15 protein-coding genes are annotated in these 21579 nt (G+C 34.9%); 8 read left to right on the top strand and 7 right to left on the bottom strand.

From position 1 onward, the window contains the following. Window positions 1–23 precede the first annotated feature (23 nt). From ACT9TX_RS14615 to ACT9TX_RS14585, 7 genes are all read left to right on the top strand, one after another. Window positions 24–935 (top strand): glycerophosphodiester phosphodiesterase family protein, encoded by a 912-nt coding sequence (locus tag ACT9TX_RS14615; protein WP_481339353.1) that lies wholly within the window; start codon window positions 24–26, stop codon window positions 933–935. A gap of 418 nt (window positions 936–1353) precedes the next feature. Then, the gene (locus tag ACT9TX_RS14610) at window positions 1354–1503 is read left to right on the top strand and encodes a L,D-transpeptidase family protein (RefSeq protein ID WP_481339352.1); all 150 of its coding nucleotides are present in this window, start codon (window positions 1354–1356) and stop codon (window positions 1501–1503) included. A 404-nt stretch (window positions 1504–1907) separates the two neighbouring features. Then, window positions 1908–6932, top strand: coding sequence for a translocation/assembly module TamB domain-containing protein (locus ACT9TX_RS14605; protein WP_481339350.1), 5025 nt, complete (start codon window positions 1908–1910; stop codon window positions 6930–6932). Further along, entirely contained in the window at window positions 6929–9223 is a 2295-nt protein-coding gene (gene tamL / locus ACT9TX_RS14600) for a translocation and assembly module lipoprotein TamL (protein WP_481339349.1), read from the top strand. Before ACT9TX_RS14605 ends, tamL begins: the two co-directional genes overlap by 4 nt. A 525-nt stretch (window positions 9224–9748) precedes the next feature. After that, entirely contained in the window at window positions 9749–10507 is a 759-nt protein-coding gene (locus ACT9TX_RS14595) for an MlaE family ABC transporter permease (protein ID WP_481339347.1), read from the top strand. A 6-nt stretch (window positions 10508–10513) separates the two neighbouring features. Next, window positions 10514–11293 (top strand): ABC transporter ATP-binding protein, encoded by a 780-nt coding sequence (locus ACT9TX_RS14590; RefSeq protein WP_481339345.1) that lies wholly within the window; start codon window positions 10514–10516, stop codon window positions 11291–11293. Window positions 11294–11371: 78 nt separating this feature from the next. Then, window positions 11372–12280 carry an MlaD family protein gene (locus ACT9TX_RS14585; RefSeq protein ID WP_481339344.1) on the top strand — a complete coding sequence of 303 codons (909 nt, stop codon included), beginning with the start codon at window positions 11372–11374 and terminating at the stop codon, window positions 12278–12280. Between the two features lie 150 nt (window positions 12281–12430). Here ACT9TX_RS14585 and ACT9TX_RS14580 read toward each other — a convergent pair whose 3' ends face one another. The 3 genes from ACT9TX_RS14580 to ACT9TX_RS14570 are packed head-to-tail and all read right to left on the bottom strand — an operon-like array spanning window position 12431 to window position 13482. Next, window positions 12431–12823 (bottom strand): hypothetical protein, encoded by a 393-nt coding sequence (locus ACT9TX_RS14580; protein WP_481339342.1) that lies wholly within the window; start codon window positions 12821–12823, stop codon window positions 12431–12433. Between the two features lie 11 nt (window positions 12824–12834). Beyond that, complete coding sequence (locus ACT9TX_RS14575) at window positions 12835–13176, bottom strand: hypothetical protein (RefSeq protein WP_481339340.1); 342 nt, start codon at window positions 13174–13176, stop codon at window positions 12835–12837. 54 nt (window positions 13177–13230) lie between these two features. Next, the gene (locus ACT9TX_RS14570) at window positions 13231–13482 is read right to left on the bottom strand and encodes a YtxH domain-containing protein (RefSeq protein WP_481339338.1); all 252 of its coding nucleotides are present in this window, start codon (window positions 13480–13482) and stop codon (window positions 13231–13233) included. Between the two features lie 376 nt (window positions 13483–13858). On the opposite strand from ACT9TX_RS14570, the gene mobA reads away from it, so the two are divergent. Next, window positions 13859–14440 carry a molybdenum cofactor guanylyltransferase gene (gene mobA / locus ACT9TX_RS14565; RefSeq protein ID WP_481339336.1) on the top strand — a complete coding sequence of 194 codons (582 nt, stop codon included), beginning with the start codon at window positions 13859–13861 and terminating at the stop codon, window positions 14438–14440. Here mobA and ACT9TX_RS14560 read toward each other — a convergent pair. The 4 genes from ACT9TX_RS14560 to ACT9TX_RS14545 all read right to left on the bottom strand — a co-directional run bounded on the left by ACT9TX_RS14560 (window position 14426) and on the right by ACT9TX_RS14545 (window position 21571). Then, the gene (locus ACT9TX_RS14560; protein ID WP_481339334.1) at window positions 14426–15895 is read right to left on the bottom strand and encodes a rubredoxin; all 1470 of its coding nucleotides are present in this window, start codon (window positions 15893–15895) and stop codon (window positions 14426–14428) included. The genes mobA and ACT9TX_RS14560 overlap by 15 nt on opposite strands. A gap of 114 nt (window positions 15896–16009) precedes the next feature. After that, window positions 16010–16522 (bottom strand): nitrate reductase associated protein, encoded by a 513-nt coding sequence (locus ACT9TX_RS14555; RefSeq protein ID WP_481339332.1) that lies wholly within the window; start codon window positions 16520–16522, stop codon window positions 16010–16012. 1 nt (window position 16523) lies between these two features. Beyond that, window positions 16524–20111, bottom strand: a complete 3588-nt coding sequence (locus ACT9TX_RS14550; RefSeq protein ID WP_481339330.1) for a molybdopterin-dependent oxidoreductase — start codon at window positions 20109–20111, stop codon at window positions 16524–16526. A gap of 113 nt (window positions 20112–20224) precedes the next feature. Next, on the bottom strand, window positions 20225–21571 hold the full coding sequence (locus ACT9TX_RS14545) for an MFS transporter (RefSeq protein WP_481339328.1): 1347 nt from the start codon (window positions 21569–21571) through the stop codon (window positions 20225–20227). Window positions 21572–21579 lie beyond the last annotated feature (8 nt).

The following is a 21579-nucleotide window of genomic DNA, read 5'->3' as shown; positions in this document are numbered from 1 at the left end:
TCTCAATCTTATCAAGTAAAAGCATGAAAAAAATATTCATTATACTTATTGTAGGAATAGTTTGTTACTTCAATACATTGGCTCAGCCCAATAAACTAAGTAACACCACTAAGCAATTACAAAATGCTACGGATAAAAATATTATGGTAATTGCCCACCGTGGCGATTGGCGAAACGCACCCGAAAACTCTATAAAAGCGATAGAAAACGCTATTGCTATGGGTGTTGATATTGTGGAAATAGATGTGCAAAAAACTAAGGACGGGCAACTTATAATTATGCACGATGAAACCGTAGATAGAACTACCAATGGAAAAGGTTTTATAAAAGACTATACATTCGATTCATTAAAAATGCTTTTTCTGAAAAACGGTTTGGGTAGAGTAACCAAACATAAAATACCAACTTTAGAAGAAGCTTTAATAGCCGTTAAAGGCAAAGTATTGGTTAATCTTGATAAAGGCTATGACCATTTACGAGAAGCTTACCCAATACTTTTTAAAACTGGTACAACCAAGCAAGCCATTTTTAAAAGCTATTTTTTAACTGCTTCAAAAGTAGCTAGAGACTATGGAAACTTGTTAGACAGTATATTGTTTATGCCATTAATAAATATTGATAATTCCTCAAGTTCAATGGATCAAATACGGGATTTTCAAACAAAACTTAAACCCATTGCTTTTGAGTTAAACTTTAAAGCAGAAAAATCGATGCTTAGAGAAAATGCCGAGACAATAAAAAATGCAGGTTCTAAAGTATGGATCAACTCGTTATGGGCTAGCCAAAATGGTGGGCATGACGATGATTTGGCAGTAGATGATGGGCAACCAGAACAAGCTTGGGGCTGGCTAATAAAAAGGGGGGCAAATATGATACAAACCGACAGACCGAAGGAATTATTAATCTATTTAAGAAATAAACACCTTCATCAGTAACCATTTTTTCTTCATAATCCGTTTGGTTTTTCGAAATTTAAAGGGGGCTGTCTCAAAAGTGCGAGACAGCCCCTTTAATTTCAAACAGATGGTGGAGACTTGCTGTTGTTTATGCGGTTCTGTAGGCTATAGTTTTATTCAGGATACTTCCGCTTTTTCTTAACATTAAATTTATACATAAGCGTCTATTGTAATAATAAAGTAATTCTATTTAAGCTTTTAAAAAAATATAACCATGTCTCTATTACCAACAACAACCGCCTCTCTAAAACGCTTACACAAGCAGAGATAGACGGTTTAAGAGCCGCTTTTACTACCACCGAAACTATTTTACCTTGACTTATTTGCGCAATAACAAAAGTGAAGTCGTATTGCAACATCGATTTACGTAAGGTAAAAACTTGGGCCTAATAATTCATTGGGTAAAATGAAATTTTTATTTTCAAATAGCTACAATATTTACCTGCACAATCCACCTGCCCAAGATTTGTTTGATGCAACCGAACCTGTATTTAGCCTCGGTTGCATTAGGGTAAAAAATCCACTAAGGCTAGCTCAACACTTATAAAGAAATGATACTGCGACAATAGTAGGACGAATCAATACTATTTCAACTGTCAATATGCAATATGCCTTACTGCTTAAGCCTACAATGCCCGTATATATTGCCTATTACACCTCTTGGGTTGATGGCAGTGAGGAACTGAGTTCTAGAATATATATTCTTGAAAAAAAGCTTTTTCTTGAAATTGCTGATAAATGATTGTACGGCAAGTAAATCAGTCAATAATATTAAATAAAATTTTTTTTTGTGTGGCAAGTTGGATATCTTAAAATCTGTGAACCTATTACAGGATAATACAGCTTCTGAGGGTTAGAAAATTGGTCTTGTGTATTTGTGGCACAATTTTCTCAATGTTTATTAGCTTATAATAGCAAACAATACAACAAGGATATTTATTTAATACAAATATGCAATTGCAAACATCCAGCAAATACAAATGGTTAAAAGTAGTAGGTAGTATTATTGGTGTATTTATATTGATTTTAGTTGGCATAATCCTATGGCTGCAAACAGCTAATGGCAATAGATTTATAAAAACAAAAACGCTTAGCTATTTACAAAATAAAATTGGCACGCCTGTTACTATTGATAAACTTACACTAGATTTTTCGGGCGAAATAAAATTAAATGGAGTGTTGTTTATTGACAAACAAAAAGACACTTTACTTAGTGGTGAGTTGTTACAAGTAAATATTAGCTTACTAAAACTAATTTCTGGCAACATTGCTATACAGAACATTACAGTCAAAAACATTCAATTAAACGTCAATCGAAAGGGTAGTGATAGCACCTATAATTTTCAATACATAGTAGATGCATTTGCAAATAAAAAGAAGGATACGATTACCGTAGCAAAGTCAACGTCACTTACTATTGATAAAATTGCGTTAGACAGCGTTTTAGTAAATTATAACGATGGCTTTAATCAATTATTTAGTAAAGCATTTATTGGTATTTTACAAAGTAAGATTGGTTCAATCAATTTAGATTCAATGCGCTTTGTTGTAAAAGATTTTGCACTTAAAAATAGTAGCGTTTGGGTGCAAGATAAAAGCATTATTACCCAAAAAACTGTAGAAACGTTACCCCAAAAAGCAAATCCATTAAACCTCCTTGTTAGCAATTTTAACATTGAGAAGCTAAAAGTTAATTATACCAGCGCTTCTTCAAAGTTAGATTATAGCAATTTTATTGATACGCTACAATTGCAAAATGCCAATCTAGATTTATTGAAAGAACAGTTTTCTGCTAAAGCGGTAACCATCAATAATTCAGCGTTTTTCCTTACTAGAAATGATGCTGGCATTACTACAAAAGATACTAGTATTAACGTTACTGATTTGGCTGCAAAAAAAGGTTGGCAGTTAGATATAGAAGCCATTCATTTAAATAAAAACAATGTAGCCATTAACAACAATGCTTACAAACCATTAAGTAATCAAATAGATTATAACCATCTTACTGTGAGTAATTTATCGCTTCAGTCAGATCTTGTTCATTATAACGGTAACAATATCAATGCAACTATTGTAAGCGGTACGGCTTTACTGAACAATGTTTTATTGCAAAATATAAAAGGCAAAGTAGCATTATCTGAAAAAGAAATGACGGTAAACAACTTGCAGTTGCTTACCAAAAATTCATTGATAAATGCTGATGGCAAAATAATATTCAACAGCAATAATAAGCAAGCTTTTGTTTCAGAAAGCAGCGCAATAGATATAGCAGTTGATACATCTTACTTAGGGGTGAATGATTTATTGTTTTTTATTCCAGTTCATACAAGAAGTCTTCCATTTGCATTACGTTCTGGTCAAAAAATAGTAGTGCAAACAAAAGTGAATGGCACTCTTAAGAACTTAGATATTAGTAAACTTGATGTAAAAACAGATGACAATGAGTTAGTGTTAAATGCAAAAGGAAAGATTAAAAATGCAATAGACACAAAGCAGTTAAAATATGATATTGTAGTAAACAAATTGTATGTTGATAAAAATATGTTATCTACAACATTGCTTGCGCAACTTAAGAAAAGCAGTATCAATTTACCCAACAATGTATTAGTAAACGGTACTGCAACAGGCGGCATTAACAATGTAAATACCAAGCTACAATTGAATTCACCATTTGGATTGGCTAGCATAAATGGCACGGTAAGCAATTTTACCGATACTAAAAACATACAGTACAATGTAAACATCACTAGTAACAATTTACGAACTGGTAAATTGATAAATCAGGATAGTTTACTGGGCCTATTTACAGGCAATATAATTTTAAAAGGTACTGGTACCGATTATAAAAAGGCAACTATACAAACTAAAGCAGCTATAAAAAGCTTTGTGGTAAAGGGTTACAATTACAACAACGTTAATTTAAATGCTACTTTAAACAAAGGTGCATTTACAACTAAGGGCAATATTAAAGATGAAAATTTAGTTACGAGCATAGATTTAAAAGGTACAATTGGCAATAAATATCCTACTGTTAAAGGAATCATTGTTGTAGACAAAGCAGATTTACAAAAACTGCATTTTGCAAAAGACAGCATCAACATTCGTTCAACAATTTTTGTAGATGCACAGAACCTTAATCCTAAAAACCTAAACGCAACTTTACTACTTGATAGCAGTGTAATTACCTACAATGGCAAACGTTTATTTGCTGATAGCATTTCTATAAAAGGCAATGCAGCCGATGATTCTACCAAACTATTTGTATCAGCACCTTTTGCACAAGCAAGCATGATTGGAAAATACGATTATGAACATTTACCAGCAGCAATTAATGCCTTTGTACAACATAATTATTTACAACAAAATACTGATACTTTACAAGTAATAGCCCAGCAAATTGTGTTGAATGCAACCATTACACAAGATAGCATTGTTAAGCAATTATTGCCAAGTTTGGTAATGGAAAAACCTGCTATTATTTATGCTTCATTTAACAATGCAAAACAGGATACATCCTTAACTGTCACAGCAAAAATTCCGAGTATTTTTTACAACGCTTTGGCAGTAGAAAACGTGAGCCTAAAAGCTAATGGTCTTGATAGCGTTTTAAACTTTAAACTTGCTACAGACTATGTAATTGCTAGTGGCAAAAAACTATACAATGCTGGTGTGATAGGCAATTTAGCCAATAAAGCACTTAGCGTTACCGTAAAAACAGATGATGCAAAACAGAAAGAATTTTATGCCATTAGTGCCATTATTGAGGTATTAAGAGATGAAACAAAAATCCATTTATCTGATAGTTTACTATTAAATTATGAGAAATGGAACGTTGCCAAAGACAATACTATTGAAATAAAAAAAGAGGGCTACATCGTTACTAATTTTGCCATTGACAAAGACAAACAAACCATACTAATTGCTAATAAAGAAGCTACAGCAGCTTCACCAATTGTATTTAAAATAAACAACTTTAATGTAGGTGATGTATTGGCAATAGCCAATCAAGATAGTAGCATGGCAAGTGGTATTGTTACGGTTGATGCAACCATTGACCAGCCTATTACAGGCTTACCAAAAGTAGTAGGCACAGCTAGTATTGAAGACTTTGCATTTCAAAAAGTACCTATTGGCAATGTTGCGGTAAATACAACCATCAACAACAATCAATCCATTGATATAAAAGGTGGTATTACCGGTGCAAATAATTTAACCATTGATGGTGGCTACAATATCAATGATCAAAGTTTTGCGGTTAGCACACAAATTCAGCAATTAAATGTAAAGGCCATTGAGGCATTTTCTGAAGGACAAATTACCAGATCGAGTGGCAATGTGCATGGCGATATTTATGTAAATGGTACTGTGACTGAGCCACGGTGGAAAGGCGAATTAGTATTTGATAGTGTACAACTAGCAACTGCAATGTTTGGATCATTATACAAAATAGACAATCAAAAATTGGACTTTGAATATCCAAATATTGGTTTGTACAATTTTACAATTACCGACAGTTTAAACAATAAAGTAGTACTAGATGGTACGGTTAAAAACCAAGCTGACAAAGCATTTGCGCTTGACTTAACTGTAAATGCGAAGAACTTTATAGCTATCAATCAACCACGAACACCCAATGCTTTAATATACGGTGTAGGTATTGTAGATGCGAATATGGCCATTGGCGGAACTTCAAGCGCACCAGATGTTTCTGGCAATGTTACACTTGATAATAAAAGCGATGTTCACTATGTAATGCCAGCAAAAAACAACTACAAAGATGATCTAAAACAGGTGGTAAAATTTATAAATATTGATACCATAAAATCGTTTAACAATAGAAATATTATTTTTACAAGTGCCGCAGATACTGCTGCCAAAATAAAATACGCTGGGCTTAAATACAACCTAAACTTAGAAGTTAAAGAGGATGCTAACATCACTGTTTTAGTAGATCCTTCAAGTGGTGATGAACTAAGTATAAAAGGTAAAGCGCAATTAAATGCAGGTGTGGATGAAAATGGCATTATAGGCCTTACAGGTGTGTATCAATTAAAAGAAGGTGCTTACAATTTATCATACCAGTTTGTAAAAAAGCGTTTCAATTTAGTAGAAGGCAGCACCATTACTTTTAGCGGCAACCCTATGGAAGCAGTTGCTGATATTACTGCGCAATATGAAGTAGAAACATCACCAAAAGAGTTACTTGGCAATGAAATAACAGAAAACAGTTCTGCACTTGGTAGTGCTTACAGCAAGAAAGTACCCTTTGATGTGATTTTGAAAATTAAGGGCTCACTCTCTAAGCCAGAACTAAGCTTTGATATTAAGGTAAAAGATGGTGCAGATGGCGTAAATACGACGTTAGGCACTACTATCGACAATAAACTAGCGCAGTATCGCAATGATGCTTCTGAAATGAATAAGCAGGTATTTGCGCTATTAATTATGGGTAGATTTATTGGCGATAGAAGCAGCGATTTTTTTGCAACAAGTAACAGCGGCGGCACAATTACCACTGATTTAGCTAAACAGAGTGTCAGCAAATTTTTAGCTGAAGCAGTAAACCAAATTGCGAGCGATTTAATTAAAGGTGTTGATATTAATCTAGACCTTAAAAACTATGAAGGCGAAGCTGCTACCAACACGGCTACCCGTACAGATTTGAATGTAGAACTCTCTAAGCAATTACTGAACGATAGGCTAATAGTAACTGTGGGCAAGAGTTTCACCATTGATGGTGATGATCCACTAGCAAAAACACAAGGCAATAGCAACCTACAGTTTCTGCCAGATGTTACTACTACTTACAAGCTATCTAAAGATGGTAGATATGCATTGAGGGCTTATCGCAAAAACCAATACGAAGCAATATTGGATGGCTATTTTACAGAAACAGGTGTGGCTTTTACATTAACCGTTAACTACGAAAAATTGAAAGAAATTTTTCAGAAAAGAAAGAACAAAACTACCAAATGAAGCAAGTAACATTCTATATATTATTACTTGCAATGGTTATCATATCATCTTGCAGTGTTGGTAAAAAACTACCAAAAGGCGAAACATTGTACAATGGTAGCAAAGTAACGGTTGCACAAGACAGTGGCTTTAAGCTAAGCACAAAAAGTATCCGCAAGCAGATGGTGGCAATTACTTTTCCTAAGAAGAATAAAATGCTATTCGGCTGGCCATATAAAGTATGGTTTTGGTATGCTATTGGCGAGCCAAAAAAAGAAACAGGATTTAAACATTGGCTAAGAGAAAAATTTGGCGAACCACCAGTTTTTGGCAGTTTGGTAAAAACAAAACTGAATACCGAAAACATGCAAGGCTACCTTGAAAATGAAGGTTATTATCGTACCAAAGCCACAGCAGATACCGTTGTGAAAAGTTATAAATTAACAGCAAAATATAAGGTTACAGTGGCGCATCCTTACACCATAGATAGCATTAATTGGAAAATAGATAGCAGCAAATTATTGACAGATATTTTAGGTGATCTTAAAAAAGAAACCTTACTAGTTAAAGGCGAAAGGATTACGCTTAACAATATTAAAACTGAACGCAACCGTGTAGACTTACTATTGAAAAACAAAGGCTATTACTACTTTAATCCAGATTATATTATTGCTTATGTAGACACATCTTCTAACAACTACAAAGCCAATATATACATGAGTTTAAAGCCTGGTACACCAGAAAAAGTAAAGCGTACATATGTTATCAATAATATTGTTGTTTTTCCAAATTATACCTTGTTAAAACCAGCACCAGATACATCTTTGGCCAATCTTAAACGCTTTGATAGTATTTACATTCGTGATACCGTACATAAATTTAAACCATTTGTTTTTACCAAAGCCGTTACTTACAGACCAGGTAGCACCTATTCGTTAAGCGAACAAAATAAAACGCTGAATCGCTTTATCAATTTGGGTGCTTTTAAGTTTGTAAAAAACAGATTTGAGGCCGCAACCAATAGCGATACACCAAATAGTTTAAACGTGTTTTATTACCTAACACCGCAAAAGAAAAAGACCATTAAAGCAGAGATTGGCAGCTTTGGAAAATCGAACTCTTATGTTGGTGGTCAGTTAAATATCAACTGGCTTAACCGTAATATTTTTGGCGGTGCAGAATCTTTTAATGTAAAAACTTATACTTCTTTTGAAACCGCATCTATCGATTCATTAAAAGACAATAATAACTATCGTTTAGGTGCAGAACTAAGCTTAATTATCCCTCGCTTTTTTATACCATTTAAGGTAAAAGACGATAATTTGTTTCCACCACGTACTAGATTTACTTTAGGTTACGAGTGGTTTAGAAGGCAGCAATTATACACTAAAAATTTCTCTCGCTTTCAGTACGAAGTAAATTGGAAGAGTAAAATAAATGTTGAGCATACCATTGCGCCTATTAGCATTACTTATACCAAAACTTCAGCCTTTTCGCAGCAGTATTTAGCGCAAGTTGGTAACAACGAAGTATTACGGTTAAGCAACCTTCCTGAAATTGTGAGTAGTTCTTTCTACAATTTTTTAACATCTACTACATATCCTAATGCCAGAAATATCTTTTACTTCAATGCAAATGTAGAAGCCTCTGGTAATATTGCTGGCGCTATTACAGGTGCTAAATCTGGCTATACTAAAACTATTGCTAGTGCCTATTTTGCACAGTACTTTAAAGCAGATATAGATTTTAGATACACACGCAAGTTGGGTAAGGATTTATACTCGGCCAATCGTATCATAATTGGTGCTAGTATGCCTTACGGCAACTCAAGATTTTTACCATTTTCACGTCAGTTTATTATTGGTGGTTCTAGTAGTTTGCGTGGTTTTAGCCCAAGAAATATTGGCCCAGGCACTACACTTACCAGTGCTTTTCAGCAATTAAATTACCCACAAGTTGGTGGTGATTATAAGCTAGAAATGAATTCAGAAATTCGTTTTCCTGTGGCAGGTGCTCGTTTAAAAGGTGCTATATTTTTAGATGCTGGTAATGTGTGGACAAAAGACAGCATTTTGTATTCAGCCACCGGGCAATTAACCAAAGATTTTCTTAATCAATTAGCTGTAGATGCTGGTGTTGGTTTACGTTTAGATGTCAGTATTTTAATCATTCGTTTAGATGTTGCATTTCCTTTGGCAAAGCCTTGGTTAGCTAAAGGTGAGCGTTGGGTTTTTCCCAAAGTTGATATTGGAAGTAGTGCATGGCGTAGCGAGAATTTGGTGTTTAATATTGGCTTTGGTTATCCATTTTAACATCGTTTAAATTAACATACCACAACAATTGGGCTCATTTCTATTATTTGCTTATTATTTTCTATCAATGTTTTGCATAGGCAACGTACGTTATGCTTATTAAATTAATAACTATCTTTCATTTACGTACTAGTATCTTTCTTGTACGCATTTTTATATTTCCTCTATTAACATGTATCTTTCCTATACAAATTTTTATCTTTTATATCAGTGCTAGTATCCTTTATTAATAAACAAGTTTCTTTCATTAACGAATAAGTATCCTCTAAAAACTATTTAACCCTTTATCACCTTCAAAGCAGGCAATAGAAGTAAGTTTTGAGAGGTAATTGATTTTTTCTGAACCTAATACTACCTACGCTTTTACATAAAGTAGACGCAAATCTTTTGTATCTTTTTATTAGCCAATTGCCACCCATGCAATTTGAGAAATGTTTCTGGCACGATAATTATATTATAATTAACACATCAGCTAATTGCAAAATCCTCTGACACAACATTTATCTCATTTTAAAGTAATATACTTTGGTAGCTTATTTAAAAAATATTTTTAACGATACTGGTACGGTTGTATTATTTACAACAAGGTTTTTTAAAGAAGTCTTTAAACCACCTTTTGAGCTCAAAGAGTTTATAAAACAGTGCTACTTAATAGGCAACAAATCGTTTCCTATTGTGGCTATTACTGGTTTTATTATGGGTTTAGTACTTACTATACAATCAAGACCTACATTGGCTTTGTTTGGTGCAGAATCTTGGTTGCCAGGTATGGTTGCGTTATCGCTAATAAGAGAAATTGCACCTGTAGTTACCGCACTAATATGTGCAGGTAAAATAGCATCAGGCATTGGTGCAGAATTAGGCTCTATGAAAGTAACTGAGCAAATAGATGCGATGGAAGTTTCTGCCATTAACCCTTACAAATATTTAGTAGTAACACGTATTCTAGCCGCTACATTAATGGTACCACTATTAGTAATATTTGCTGATGTAGTGGGTATTGTGGGTGGCTTTGTAGGCGTTAATATTCATGGCAGTGTAAACTTAACTCGCTATTGCTCTCAAGTAGTTGAATCACTTGATTTTATTGACATTATACCAGCTACCATCAAAACTTTTTTCTTTGGTTTCTTCATTGGCATGATTGGCTGTTACAAAGGTTTTAACGCTGCTAATGGTACAGAAAGTGTAGGTAAAGCGGCCAACTCTGCTGTGGTAGCAGCATCCATTACTGTTTTTGTAATTGATATGCTTGCGGTACAAATTACTGACCTTTTTTACTAACAAATAATGATAAGAGAGAACATACATACAATGCCTGCAAGTAGCATAATAAACGATTCGCCAATAATTGTCATTAAGGATTTGTGCAAATCATTTGGCACTGATAAAGAGGTTTTGAAAGGCGTAAACCTAACCGTACAAAAAGGCGAAAATCTAGTAATACTGGGCAAATCAGGCTCAGGAAAATCTATTACTATTAAATGCTTAGTAGGCTTATTAAAAGCTGATAAAGGCGAGATAACTGTATTTGATACAGACATTACTACATTAAACGAAACGGAATTAAATAACGTAAGAATTAAGATTGGCTTTTTATTTCAAAATGCTGCGCTATACGATTCTATGACGGTAAGAGAAAACCTAGCTTTTCCACTAAAAAGGCACAATAAATCTTTATCCATAGAAGAAGTAGATGCTAAAATTTTAGAGACTTTAGAAAGCGTAGGCCTAGCAGAAGCAATAGATAAAATGCCTTCAGAATTATCTGGTGGTATGAGAAAGCGTATTGGCCTTGCACGTACACTTATTTTAAATCCAGAAATTATTTTGTACGATGAACCAACTACTGGCTTAGACACCATTACATCGAGAGAAATAAGCGAACTAATAATTTCTATTCAAAAGAAAAATAAAACAAGTTCTATCATTATTACACATGATATGGCTTGCGCAAAATTAACTGGCGACAGGGTTATTATTCTGAAAGATGGTGTAATAGGTGCTGAAGGTGTTTATGATGAATTAGCAGAAAGTGATGATGAATGGGTACGTTCATTTTTTATATAAACCATCACTTAAAAACAATTAAAGCACAAGGCATAAAAGCTTTGTGAAAATTAAAATCAACAATTAAAAAAGTCATTTATGAATAAAGAATCAGGGTTTACATGGAAGCTAGGAATGTTTGTAACATTGGGTTTGATACTTTTTGTAATTACAGTTTACTTTATTGGTAAGCAGCAAAATTTATTTGGTTCAACTTTTAAATTACAAGCCCAGTTTAAATCGGTTAGTGGGTTAAAAATTGGTAACAATGTGCGCTTTTCAGGTATTAATATTGGCACTGTAGATGCAATAGAATTAATTAACGATAGTACTGTATTAGTAAGTTTGGTAATTAAAAAAGATATTCAAAAATTTATAAAAACAGATGCATCTGCTGGTATTGGGTCTGATGGATTGATGGGGGATAAAGTACTAACTATTACGCCCGGTGCAAATAGCACAATTACTGTAAAAGACAATGATAAGATTGCTACCAAAAAAGCGGTTGAAATGGAAGACATTATGAACAGTGTAAAAACAAGCGTAGACAACGCAGGTATTATTACTGCACAGCTAGCTCAGTTTACGACTAAAATGAACGGTGGTAATGGCGCACTTAGCAAGTTAATTAGCGATGAAGAATTCTCAAATAGCCTTAAAGGCACGTTAACTAATTTACAAACAAGCTCTAAAGAATTTGCAAAGTTTACTACCAAAATGAATGATGGTAAAGGTGCTTTATCAAAGCTAGTAAGCGACGAAGAATTTGGCAATACACTTGACTCTACAATGACTAATTTAAAAACTGGCACACAAAAATTAAGCGACAATATGGAAGCAGTGCAGCATAATTTTCTATTAAAAGGATTTTTTAATAAAAAGAAACGTGCAGAAGCAAAGAAAATAGCTGACGAGAAAAAAGCAATAGAATTAAAAAATAAGAATGATTTAAAAAAAGCAGCTAAACAAGCGCAAGACTCTATAAAAGCAAGTAAGAGTAATGATTGAAAATATTTCTTTTAACTAGTAAAAGCGCAATTAAATGTACATTTAATTGCGCTTTTTTTATGACTAAGTAGTCTATTTGTAACTAGTTTACCAAATAAAAAGCATGTAACCGATGGATACATGCTACTATTTTAATGGGCTATTAGCTACTTAATTAACGCTCTTTTTCTTGTCAATTATCAATTGAAAAAGCAAAGCAATGCCTTTATTGATAATGCTTTGGTTTTGGGCTAGCGATTTGGCAACTACTAGTTGAAGAACGCTGCCAATACTTTTTTTATAAAGCTGCTTTGAAGCGCTTGCTACTAGTTTTTTTGATACAAAACTAGATAAAACACCAATGGCACTTTGGCCTAGATTGCCACGACTGCTCGATTGTTTAGCACCCATGTTTTGAAAAAAATCTTTTATTATGTTTATTGGATGCAAGCTAGCATATGCAACTTGTAACTGGCCTTTCATCGCTTGTAACTCAAGCTTTTGCCTAGCTTCAAGTGTAGCTATGTTGGCTAGTAACAGTTCACTTTTATTTAGTTGCTTCATACTAGTTCTTGTTACTTTTCTATTTGTGAAATAAGTGCATTACTTACTGGCGTTTTAAGCCATTGTTTCTTAAAAATATATAGTAGCATTGTTACAAAACCATAAAATAGTGCTATACAAAAAAAGCCATGACTCGCTTTACCCAAAATGTCACCTATCCATAATGCAACTGCAATACTTAATATGATGATAAATAAACTAGTTATAACGATAATTACCAAATGTGTTACTAAAGTTGAGGCAGTATCGGCATATTTAGCAATTGCTTTTAGTTTTGCTAATTCCAACGTTGTTTTACTAAAACTCTCAAAGTCTTCAACAAGTGCTTCTATTGCGTTTATGGTGTTGCTCATTGTTTAAATTTTCTGTAACCTAAGGCTGTAAAAAAATAAAGTACTTGCATATTATTACCCCATAACCTCTTTGGTAATTGTTTCTATTTTTGCACTTCCCTTGGCAATAATGTATTTAGCATCGTCTGTAATACCATTGTATTTATCTGAAATCACATCTGACAAGTCATTTAATTTCTCTTTTAAATCGTCAACATAATCTTCCCCTTTATCAACCAATAATTGTCGTGTTTTTGATCCTTCATGTGGGGCAAATAAGACACCTGCCACTGCGCCAACTACAGCACCTACCAAAACACCTAACATACATTTGTTGCTTTCATGTTGATAATTTAAATGTGATAAATTTTTCTCTTAAACACTCAAAGGTGTGTGTGTTGCTTGTAGTAAGCGTTACACAATTAAGATATTGAATTACATCTTTCACACTTTTATAAATTTTAGGGTTAGATGAAATTTTTGTATCCCTTTTTAAAATTAACTCGGTTTAATTCTCAATATTTAAACTTTGTCAATTCTTATAATAATTTATTCTTGTAGCCAGTAAATATTCTTCATTGAATCTATGTTATCTATAATTTCAGGGGTTTTATCCATATTTTTTGAGATAACTTGCGCATTAAATGAGCAAATACATCGAAATTTCCACTTTTTATTTTCATGAAGAATAAACGAGCAGTTTATGATAGGTGCGATATTATGTGGCGGTCAAAGTAAAAGAATGGGTACTGATAAAGCCCAATTACCCGTTAATGATAAAACATGGGCAGGGGTAGCTTACAGCAAATTACAGCAACTTCAAATACCAGTTTATCTATCAGTTAATGCACAGCAGGTAGATTTTTTTTCAAAATTATTTACGCTAAATACGCTTGTGTTAGATGATGCAAATCTAGCCATTGGTGGCCCACTTTTAGGTTTGTTATCGGTACATCAGTTGCACCCAAACGAAACAGTTTTGCTGCTAGCTTGTGATATGCCAAACATAGCTACAGAGGTACTTTTGTATTTACAGCAGGCAAGTAATAATAGCCATTCAGAAGCAATGGTGTTTAATAATCATGGGCAGTTAGAACCTTTGTGCGCTATCTATTCTGCTAAAGGCTTAAAAAAAATTATGCAACAATATCTTACCAATAATTTAAGCAGGCACAGTATGCATTTTGTACTCAATCAACTGCAAACAACCACGCTTGAAGTGCCAGATACATGGCAACATTATTTTGTAAATGTTAACTCAAAAAGTGACTTAGGAAGTTTGTAAATACAGACTACTTACAGCTACGCTTTTAAATACTGACTTTGGTGCTTCACACAAAGGGCAATAATAAGTTTCTGCTAAGTCGCTAAAGGCTGTACCATCCTCAGTAGCATCATATACAGTAAGGCATACACTACATTGGTGCACCATTTGCTCAGTCACTTTTTCATCCGATATTTTTTTATTAGCCGATGCGTTTTCAATGCTAATCTCATCTGTTTTTTGTACTTCGTAGTAGTGCTTAATTAGCGATATTAAATAGGTATCTAAATAGTCTTTTGGTATGTCGTTTCTAAACACAACATAGTCGTAACTATTGGGGTTAAAATGGTTTGTGTATAAAATATCAAATCTATCAAGTGCTTTAGCTTGGCCTCTTATGTTTGCAAATTGTCTTTGAATAATTACCGATCCAAACATGTTGCTTTCAGGTTGCGTATTTACCCCAAAGCTTAAACCAAATGTGCGTACATCTTGCTTGTCAAATTCTCTAATGATGTGCCGCTTTATTCCTAAACCGTCTTCATTGTTATCTTCAACTTGCCATGCTAGTTCATTGGCAGAGTGCCTAACATTAATACGATACTTACCCAAAATACTATCCCACAGTTGGCGGTCTTGCTTCTCTATATTTTTTATAATAATGCTCTTCCAAGGTGTCGTGTACAGTTGCCCCACTTTGGTTTGCAAGCAAGCATTGGCTATATCTTTTAAAAAGTCCACTAAAAATAGTTCGTCACGCTTGTAAATGCCTAGCCAAGTTTTGTTGCCGTAGCTATTAAAACCTTCGTAATAGGGCAGGTTAAATGATGGTAAATGTAACTGCTCATCTATTAGTTTTGATATTGGAGTAATTACCTGCAATACTTTCTGAAGAAGCAATTGCCCATCTGCATTTGGGTTATCGTAAAAAGCAGTTTTATTGCCAAGTATTAATGTTTCTATAATGCTTGAAACCCTTGCTACATCATTGGTGTACACCAATTGTGGCCAGTGGTACAATGTTTTTGTTTTAGGAAAACGAATGCACAAATACCAGTACTGCGCACTTTTTGATGCAATCCAATTGATATGCCCTGTAAAGAATGGCGAGAAAGTTTGGTTGCTATCAGAGAAGTTTAATTTAAGCTGAGGTGTATAGTCTAGGAGATCAAAAATATCTTTATAAGTACCTTCTTTTAGCCAACTATCTTGTGTAAAAATTTCTTCCGCCGCATACGAGCTCACAACGTTAGGATACTCGTCTTTATTCACTTCATACACAATATCACTTTGCGTAAGCGATGCAATTAGTTTGTCGTAATTTTTATGCGTTGCATCTATAAGCATTTGCTGCCTTAGCCCAAAACGTACATGTTCTATGCCTGCTGCTTCAAGCGCATTTAAAATATGCAGCAAATTTCCCGGTGATACAATACCACCTCTAAAATTCACTTTAATTTGAAAAGCATATCTCATTGATTTTTTCTTTTTTTATGATGCCAGCTTTCAGCTATTAATTTAGCCCATTTGCGTCGCACTACCGATAGCTATCGGTATGTACGTTTTATTCGCTATTCACCTTGCTCACATTTATACCAAGCCAAACTCTTTTAGCGCCAGCGGTAAGTTTTTATGCTCGTGGCTAGAGCTGCATAGTTTTACCAATACAAAGCGCTGTAATGCTTGTAAACACTGCCATTGTGTTATAGAAATTGTACTGCCAATTAGTTTACATTGTTCTTCTACTACCGTTGGTATTGTGGTTAATATAGACCATGCAGGCTTGTCGTCAATCTCTAAATGTTTAGCAGTTTCACCAGTTCTGTTTTCAATAATATTTTGCAACCTTACTCTATAATCATTTAGTGCATCACTAGTGTTACAGGTACTTTCTGCTACAAAATTTCTTTCTTCTATCTGCATTTTACTCCATTGCTTCAACGATAGTTTTATACCACAAGCATCTAGCTTAAACCTTGCTATCATTGGTATACAGCGTACATTGTCTTCTACAAAATCAGCTTCAAAATTAAAATACACAACACCCTCGGTTTCTAAGGCAGAGCAATAAGCAGATGTTATATTTTCAAGTTCACTAATCATCTCAATTTTTTTCTAAAACTAAATTAATAGACTCAGCTATAATTAGAGTCTTTTCTTGCTCCTCTTTAGAGGCTGGGGATAATAATGCTTTATCCAAAATTGCCTTTACTTCAGGCTTGCAACTACCACAGCCAAGCCCTGCACCAGATGCTTCACATAATTGTTTAAAATCGGTACAGCCACCTTTTATTTTGTTGGTAATATTACCTTCGCCTACACTGCCACAGCTACATACAAGTTTGCCAATCACTGGTTCTACTTTGTTACCACTTCTCAATAAAGACAAGCGTTTGTCGCTCAGCTCAATCTTCTTTTCTATTAACTCTTTAAATTCTAAAAACTCACTCTTGTCACCAATTAAAATAGCGCCTACCAGCTTGTCGTTATGAATAATACACTTTTTGTAATAGCGTTTGGCTTTGTCTATAAATACCACTTCTTCATAAGCTGCATCGTTAGGTGCATCTGCCATACCAAGTGAACACAAAGTAGTACCGTGCATTTTCAAAATATTCATCAATAAAGAACCTTGGTACACTTGCGAAATATCGCCGTTTAAATAGTTAGCTACAATTTCAGCTTGTTGTTCTGCGGCAGCAGTAATGCCATAAAGCATGCCCTTAAATTCTGCAATTTCGCCTATTGCGTAAATGTCTGGTTCACTCGTTTGCAAGTAGTCATTTACAATTACACCACGCTTGCAAGCAATACCTGAAAGCTTTGCTATTTCTATATTTGGTGTAGTACCAATAGCTATTACAATAGCTTGACAATTTATGGTTAAACCGCTCTTTAATCTTACACCATCTAATGCTTCATTACCTAAAAATCTTTCTATTTCATCGTTGTAATAAATCTCAACACCATGTTCTACCAAAGCTTCGTCTAATAATTGGCTACCTAGTTTATCCAATTGCCTATCCATTAGTTTCGAGCTTCTTTGAATCAGTGCTACCGCTACATCCATTTCTCTTAGCGATGCTGCTAATTCTATACCTAGCAAGCCGCCACCTACTATTACCACTTTACCTTTCTTCGGGTCAATATGTGCTTTAAAATTATCAGCATCAACACGGCTACGCATACTGAAAATACCTTTCAATTTCGGTGTGTCTTTTAGCATAGTTGGTCTGCTGCCTGTGGCTAAAATCAGCACATCATAATTATGTGTGTCACCATTACTATCAGTAACAGTTTTGTTTGTTTTGTCAATGTTGTCAATACTTACACCTCTTTGCAACGTAATGTCAAATGCATACTCTTCTTCTGATTTCATCTTTATAAGTTGCTCCCAGTTTTGAGTACCACTTATGTAATCAGGCAGCATTACACGGTTGTAAAAAGGAAAATTTTCTTTACTAAATACAACTATTTCATCCTCAATATTTACAGCTCTATAACTTTTTATAAATCCATACGCACCTGAGCCTGCGCCAATAATCACAATTTTTTGCTTGGGCTTTTTATAAGCTACTACTTGTACTGCTGCAAACTTAAAATCGGGTTCTTTACTTTTCGCATCTACCAAGTTATTAGTAAGGTTATTGGCTCTATTTAAATCGCTGTTTAAAATCTTGCCCCAATGCATTGGTAAAAACACAACACCTTGTTTGATGTCGGTAGTCAGTTTTGCTTTTACCCTTACAGTACCACGTGTGTTACTTATTTCTACAAGTGTACCATCTTTAATGTTTCGTTCTGCTGCGTCTTCAGGATGAAGCTCTAAAAAGCTTTGTGCAATATGTTGGTTAAGCTTATTCACTTTGCCTGTTCTGCTCATCGTATGCCATTGGTCACGTATTCTGCCAGTGGTTAAAATAAGTGGTAAGTCTTTAGTCAATGGCTCAGATAAATTGGCATCATCAACCGTATGTATCATCGCTTTTTTAGAAGGCGTGAAAAACTGTTTGTCTTCAAACAATCGCTTTGTACCAAAACCTTTCTCTTGTTTGGTGTAAGGCCATTGAACAGATTGTTTTGCTTCTAGTATGTCGTAACTCAAGCCGCTGATATCGGTGTTAGTACCTTCTGTAAGGGCGCAATGTTCTGCATAAATATCGCCAAAGGTTTTAAAGCCAAAACCTTCGTAACCCATTTTATTAGCAAAGCGTACTAAAATGTCTGCATCAGCTAAAGCTTCGCCTGGTGCATCTTTTATTTTGTGCAACAAGCTGATACGTCGTTCTGCATTGGTCATGGTGCCGTCTTTCTCTGCCCAAGTAGCTGCTGGTAAAACAACATCTGCATAAGCTAGCGTTTCGGCTTTATTGCTGATGTCTTGAACCACTACAAATTTGGCTTTCTTTAAGCCTTCTTCTGCTATGCGCACATCTGGTAAACTTACTAATGGGTTGGTTGCAATTATCCAAATGGCTTTTAGTCTACCATCATTTAATGCTTCAAACATTTCGGTAGCACTAAGCCCAGGCTTAGGATTTATGGGTTTGCTGCCCCAAAAACTTTCTACAAATTCTCTGTCTGCTGCTTTTGTTAAATCTCTATGTGCAGGTAATAAATTACTTAAGCCGCCAACTTCTCTACCGCCCATTGCATTAGGCTGACCAGTTAACGAAAATGGTCCACTGCCTGGCTTACCTATTTGACCCGTTATTAGGTTTAAATTTATGAGCGATAAGTTTTTATTTACACCAATTACACTTTGGTTTAGCCCCATCGTCCACATGGTTATAAAACCCTTGGCTTTGCCAATATATTTGGCTGTAAGTATTATATCTGCTGCATCTACACCACAAATTACAGCCGCTTCTTCTATAGATTTTTGCATTACACTAGCCTTGTATTTTTCAAAGCCTTCGGTATGATTTTCTATAAAGTCACTATCTATTTTACCAGCTTCAATTAGCAATCTACCCATGGCATGATGTAACACAATATCAGTACCTGGCGTTATCTGTAAATGCACATCAGCTAGTGCGCAGGTTTGTGTTTTTCGTGGGTCGCTTACAATAATTTTTAAATTAGGATTTGCAGCTTTAGCGGCTTCAACTCTTCGCCATAAAATAGGATGGCACCATGCAGGATTAGCACCAGCAACAAAAATGCAATCGGCTAACTCTATATCATCGTAACTAACTGGTACGCTGTCTTCACCCAAACTCATTTTGTAACCAACTACCGCACTACTCATACAAAGACGACTATTGGTATCAATATTATTACTACCAATAAAGCCTTTTATCAGTTTATTTACTACATAATATTCTTCTGTTAAGCACTGGCCTGATGCGTAAAATGCAACACTATCTGGCCCATATTTTTCTATTAATGCTTTAAATACAGCAACTGTTCTATCCAAGGCAATATCCCATGAAACTCTTTTTCTTTCAGCGTTTTTGCTATAGCGAACTTCAGGATACAATAGCCTGTCGCTTGTATCCATCACAGTATAATGTAAGTTCATGCCTTTGCTGCACAGCATGCCTTTATTTACAGGATGGTCTTTATCGCCTTCAACCAGTAGCTTGCCTTTTTTATCTTTATGCACAACAATACCACAGCCTACACCACAGTAACAGCAAGTCGTTTTTACCGAAGTGCTGTTACCTATTGCTAGGGTGGTACTGCTCATTAGGTTATGTTGATTATTACTCAATTTCTTCTTTTTGTTATCAGCTTTATAGCATTGTTCAACTATATAGGCGTCGCACACTGCAACTTGTAGATACTTTGTTCAGCTTTTATCTAAGCGATTTGTTTTTCGTTTTGCTTCTTTGCTGTAATGGTTCTAAAAACTAAAACCAAAATTGCAATACCAAGTATAATGTAGCCTAGCGATAAAAAAGCATCCGTGTAGTCTATTAAATCTTTTGTTTTAGTGATACCATTTTCTACTATATCCTTGCTTGCATGCAAGGCTTTTGCTTTAAATAAAAAGGCAATTAGCATAGCGCCAATATTGCCACCAGCACCTACAATACCTGCTACGCTACCTACAGCTTCAGGCTTTACAAAAGGCACTAAGCTGTAAGTAGCACCATTAGCCATTTTTAAGCTTAAGCCAAAAAAGAACATGAGTGTAATTGCAATAGTAAGGTTACCAGCTTTTGCAAAAAAGATAATGCCAATAGCTTCTAGCAATAGTAGTAAAGCCAACATTAATGACTTGCCATTAAAGCCCCAAATAACACCAACTTTATCTGCTGCAATACCGCCAAGTGGCCTTGCAAATAAATTGATCCAACCGAAAATGCCTGCTGCCATACCAGCCACAGCAATGCTTGCACCAAAGCTGTCAGTAAAAAATATAGGGGCAAAATTGTCAATAGTAATTTCTACACCAAAGCAAGCGGCATAAGCAATCGTTAAAATCCAAGTTCTGTAATCTTTAAACGCAAGCATAAATGTGTTCTTCTTTTCGTCTTCGCTGCGTTCTATGTCTCTATAGTTACCAGCAGGCGTATCTTTTGTAAAACGATAGTACAAGTAAGCACATACTAATAGCATAATGCCAGGCACTATCATTGCGTAACGCCAGCTATCTTCTTTTGTACATAAGCCAAGGCCTACAAAGCCCGATGCAATCATTGGCATAAAAAAATTAGCTGCGCCGCCACCTGCATTACCAAAGCCACCTGCTGTTGCATTAGCTGTGCCTTTGATAGATGGGGCAAACATTACCGATGTGTGAAACTGTGTAATAACGAAAGATGCACCGATAACACCTATTGCCAAACGGAATAATAAAAATGAGGTATAGGTATTACTTGTACCAATAAACAAAACTGGTAAGGCACAAATAATTAACAACCATGTGTACACCAAGCGTGGCCCAAATTTATCTACCAATCTACCAATTAATAATCTAGCAATAATAGTTGCAGAGACAGAAGCTATTTGAATATTGCCAATTTGGTCTTTCGTAAGGTGTAATTGTTCCTTCGCAATCTTCATTAATGGCGCCATACCAAACCATGCAAAAAAGCAAAAGAAAAACGTGATCCACGTAATATGAAAGGTTTTCATTTGTAAGCTTTTTAGCGAAAAAATTGGCAGCTTATCTAGTGGCTTGTTTGTACTTATTTCAGTCATTATTTAGT

This window comes from Parasediminibacterium sp. HNIBRBA5674 (assembly GCF_056745525.1).
Note: the sequence above shows the minus strand (reverse complement) of the source record. Positions and strands in the feature narration are given on the sequence as shown.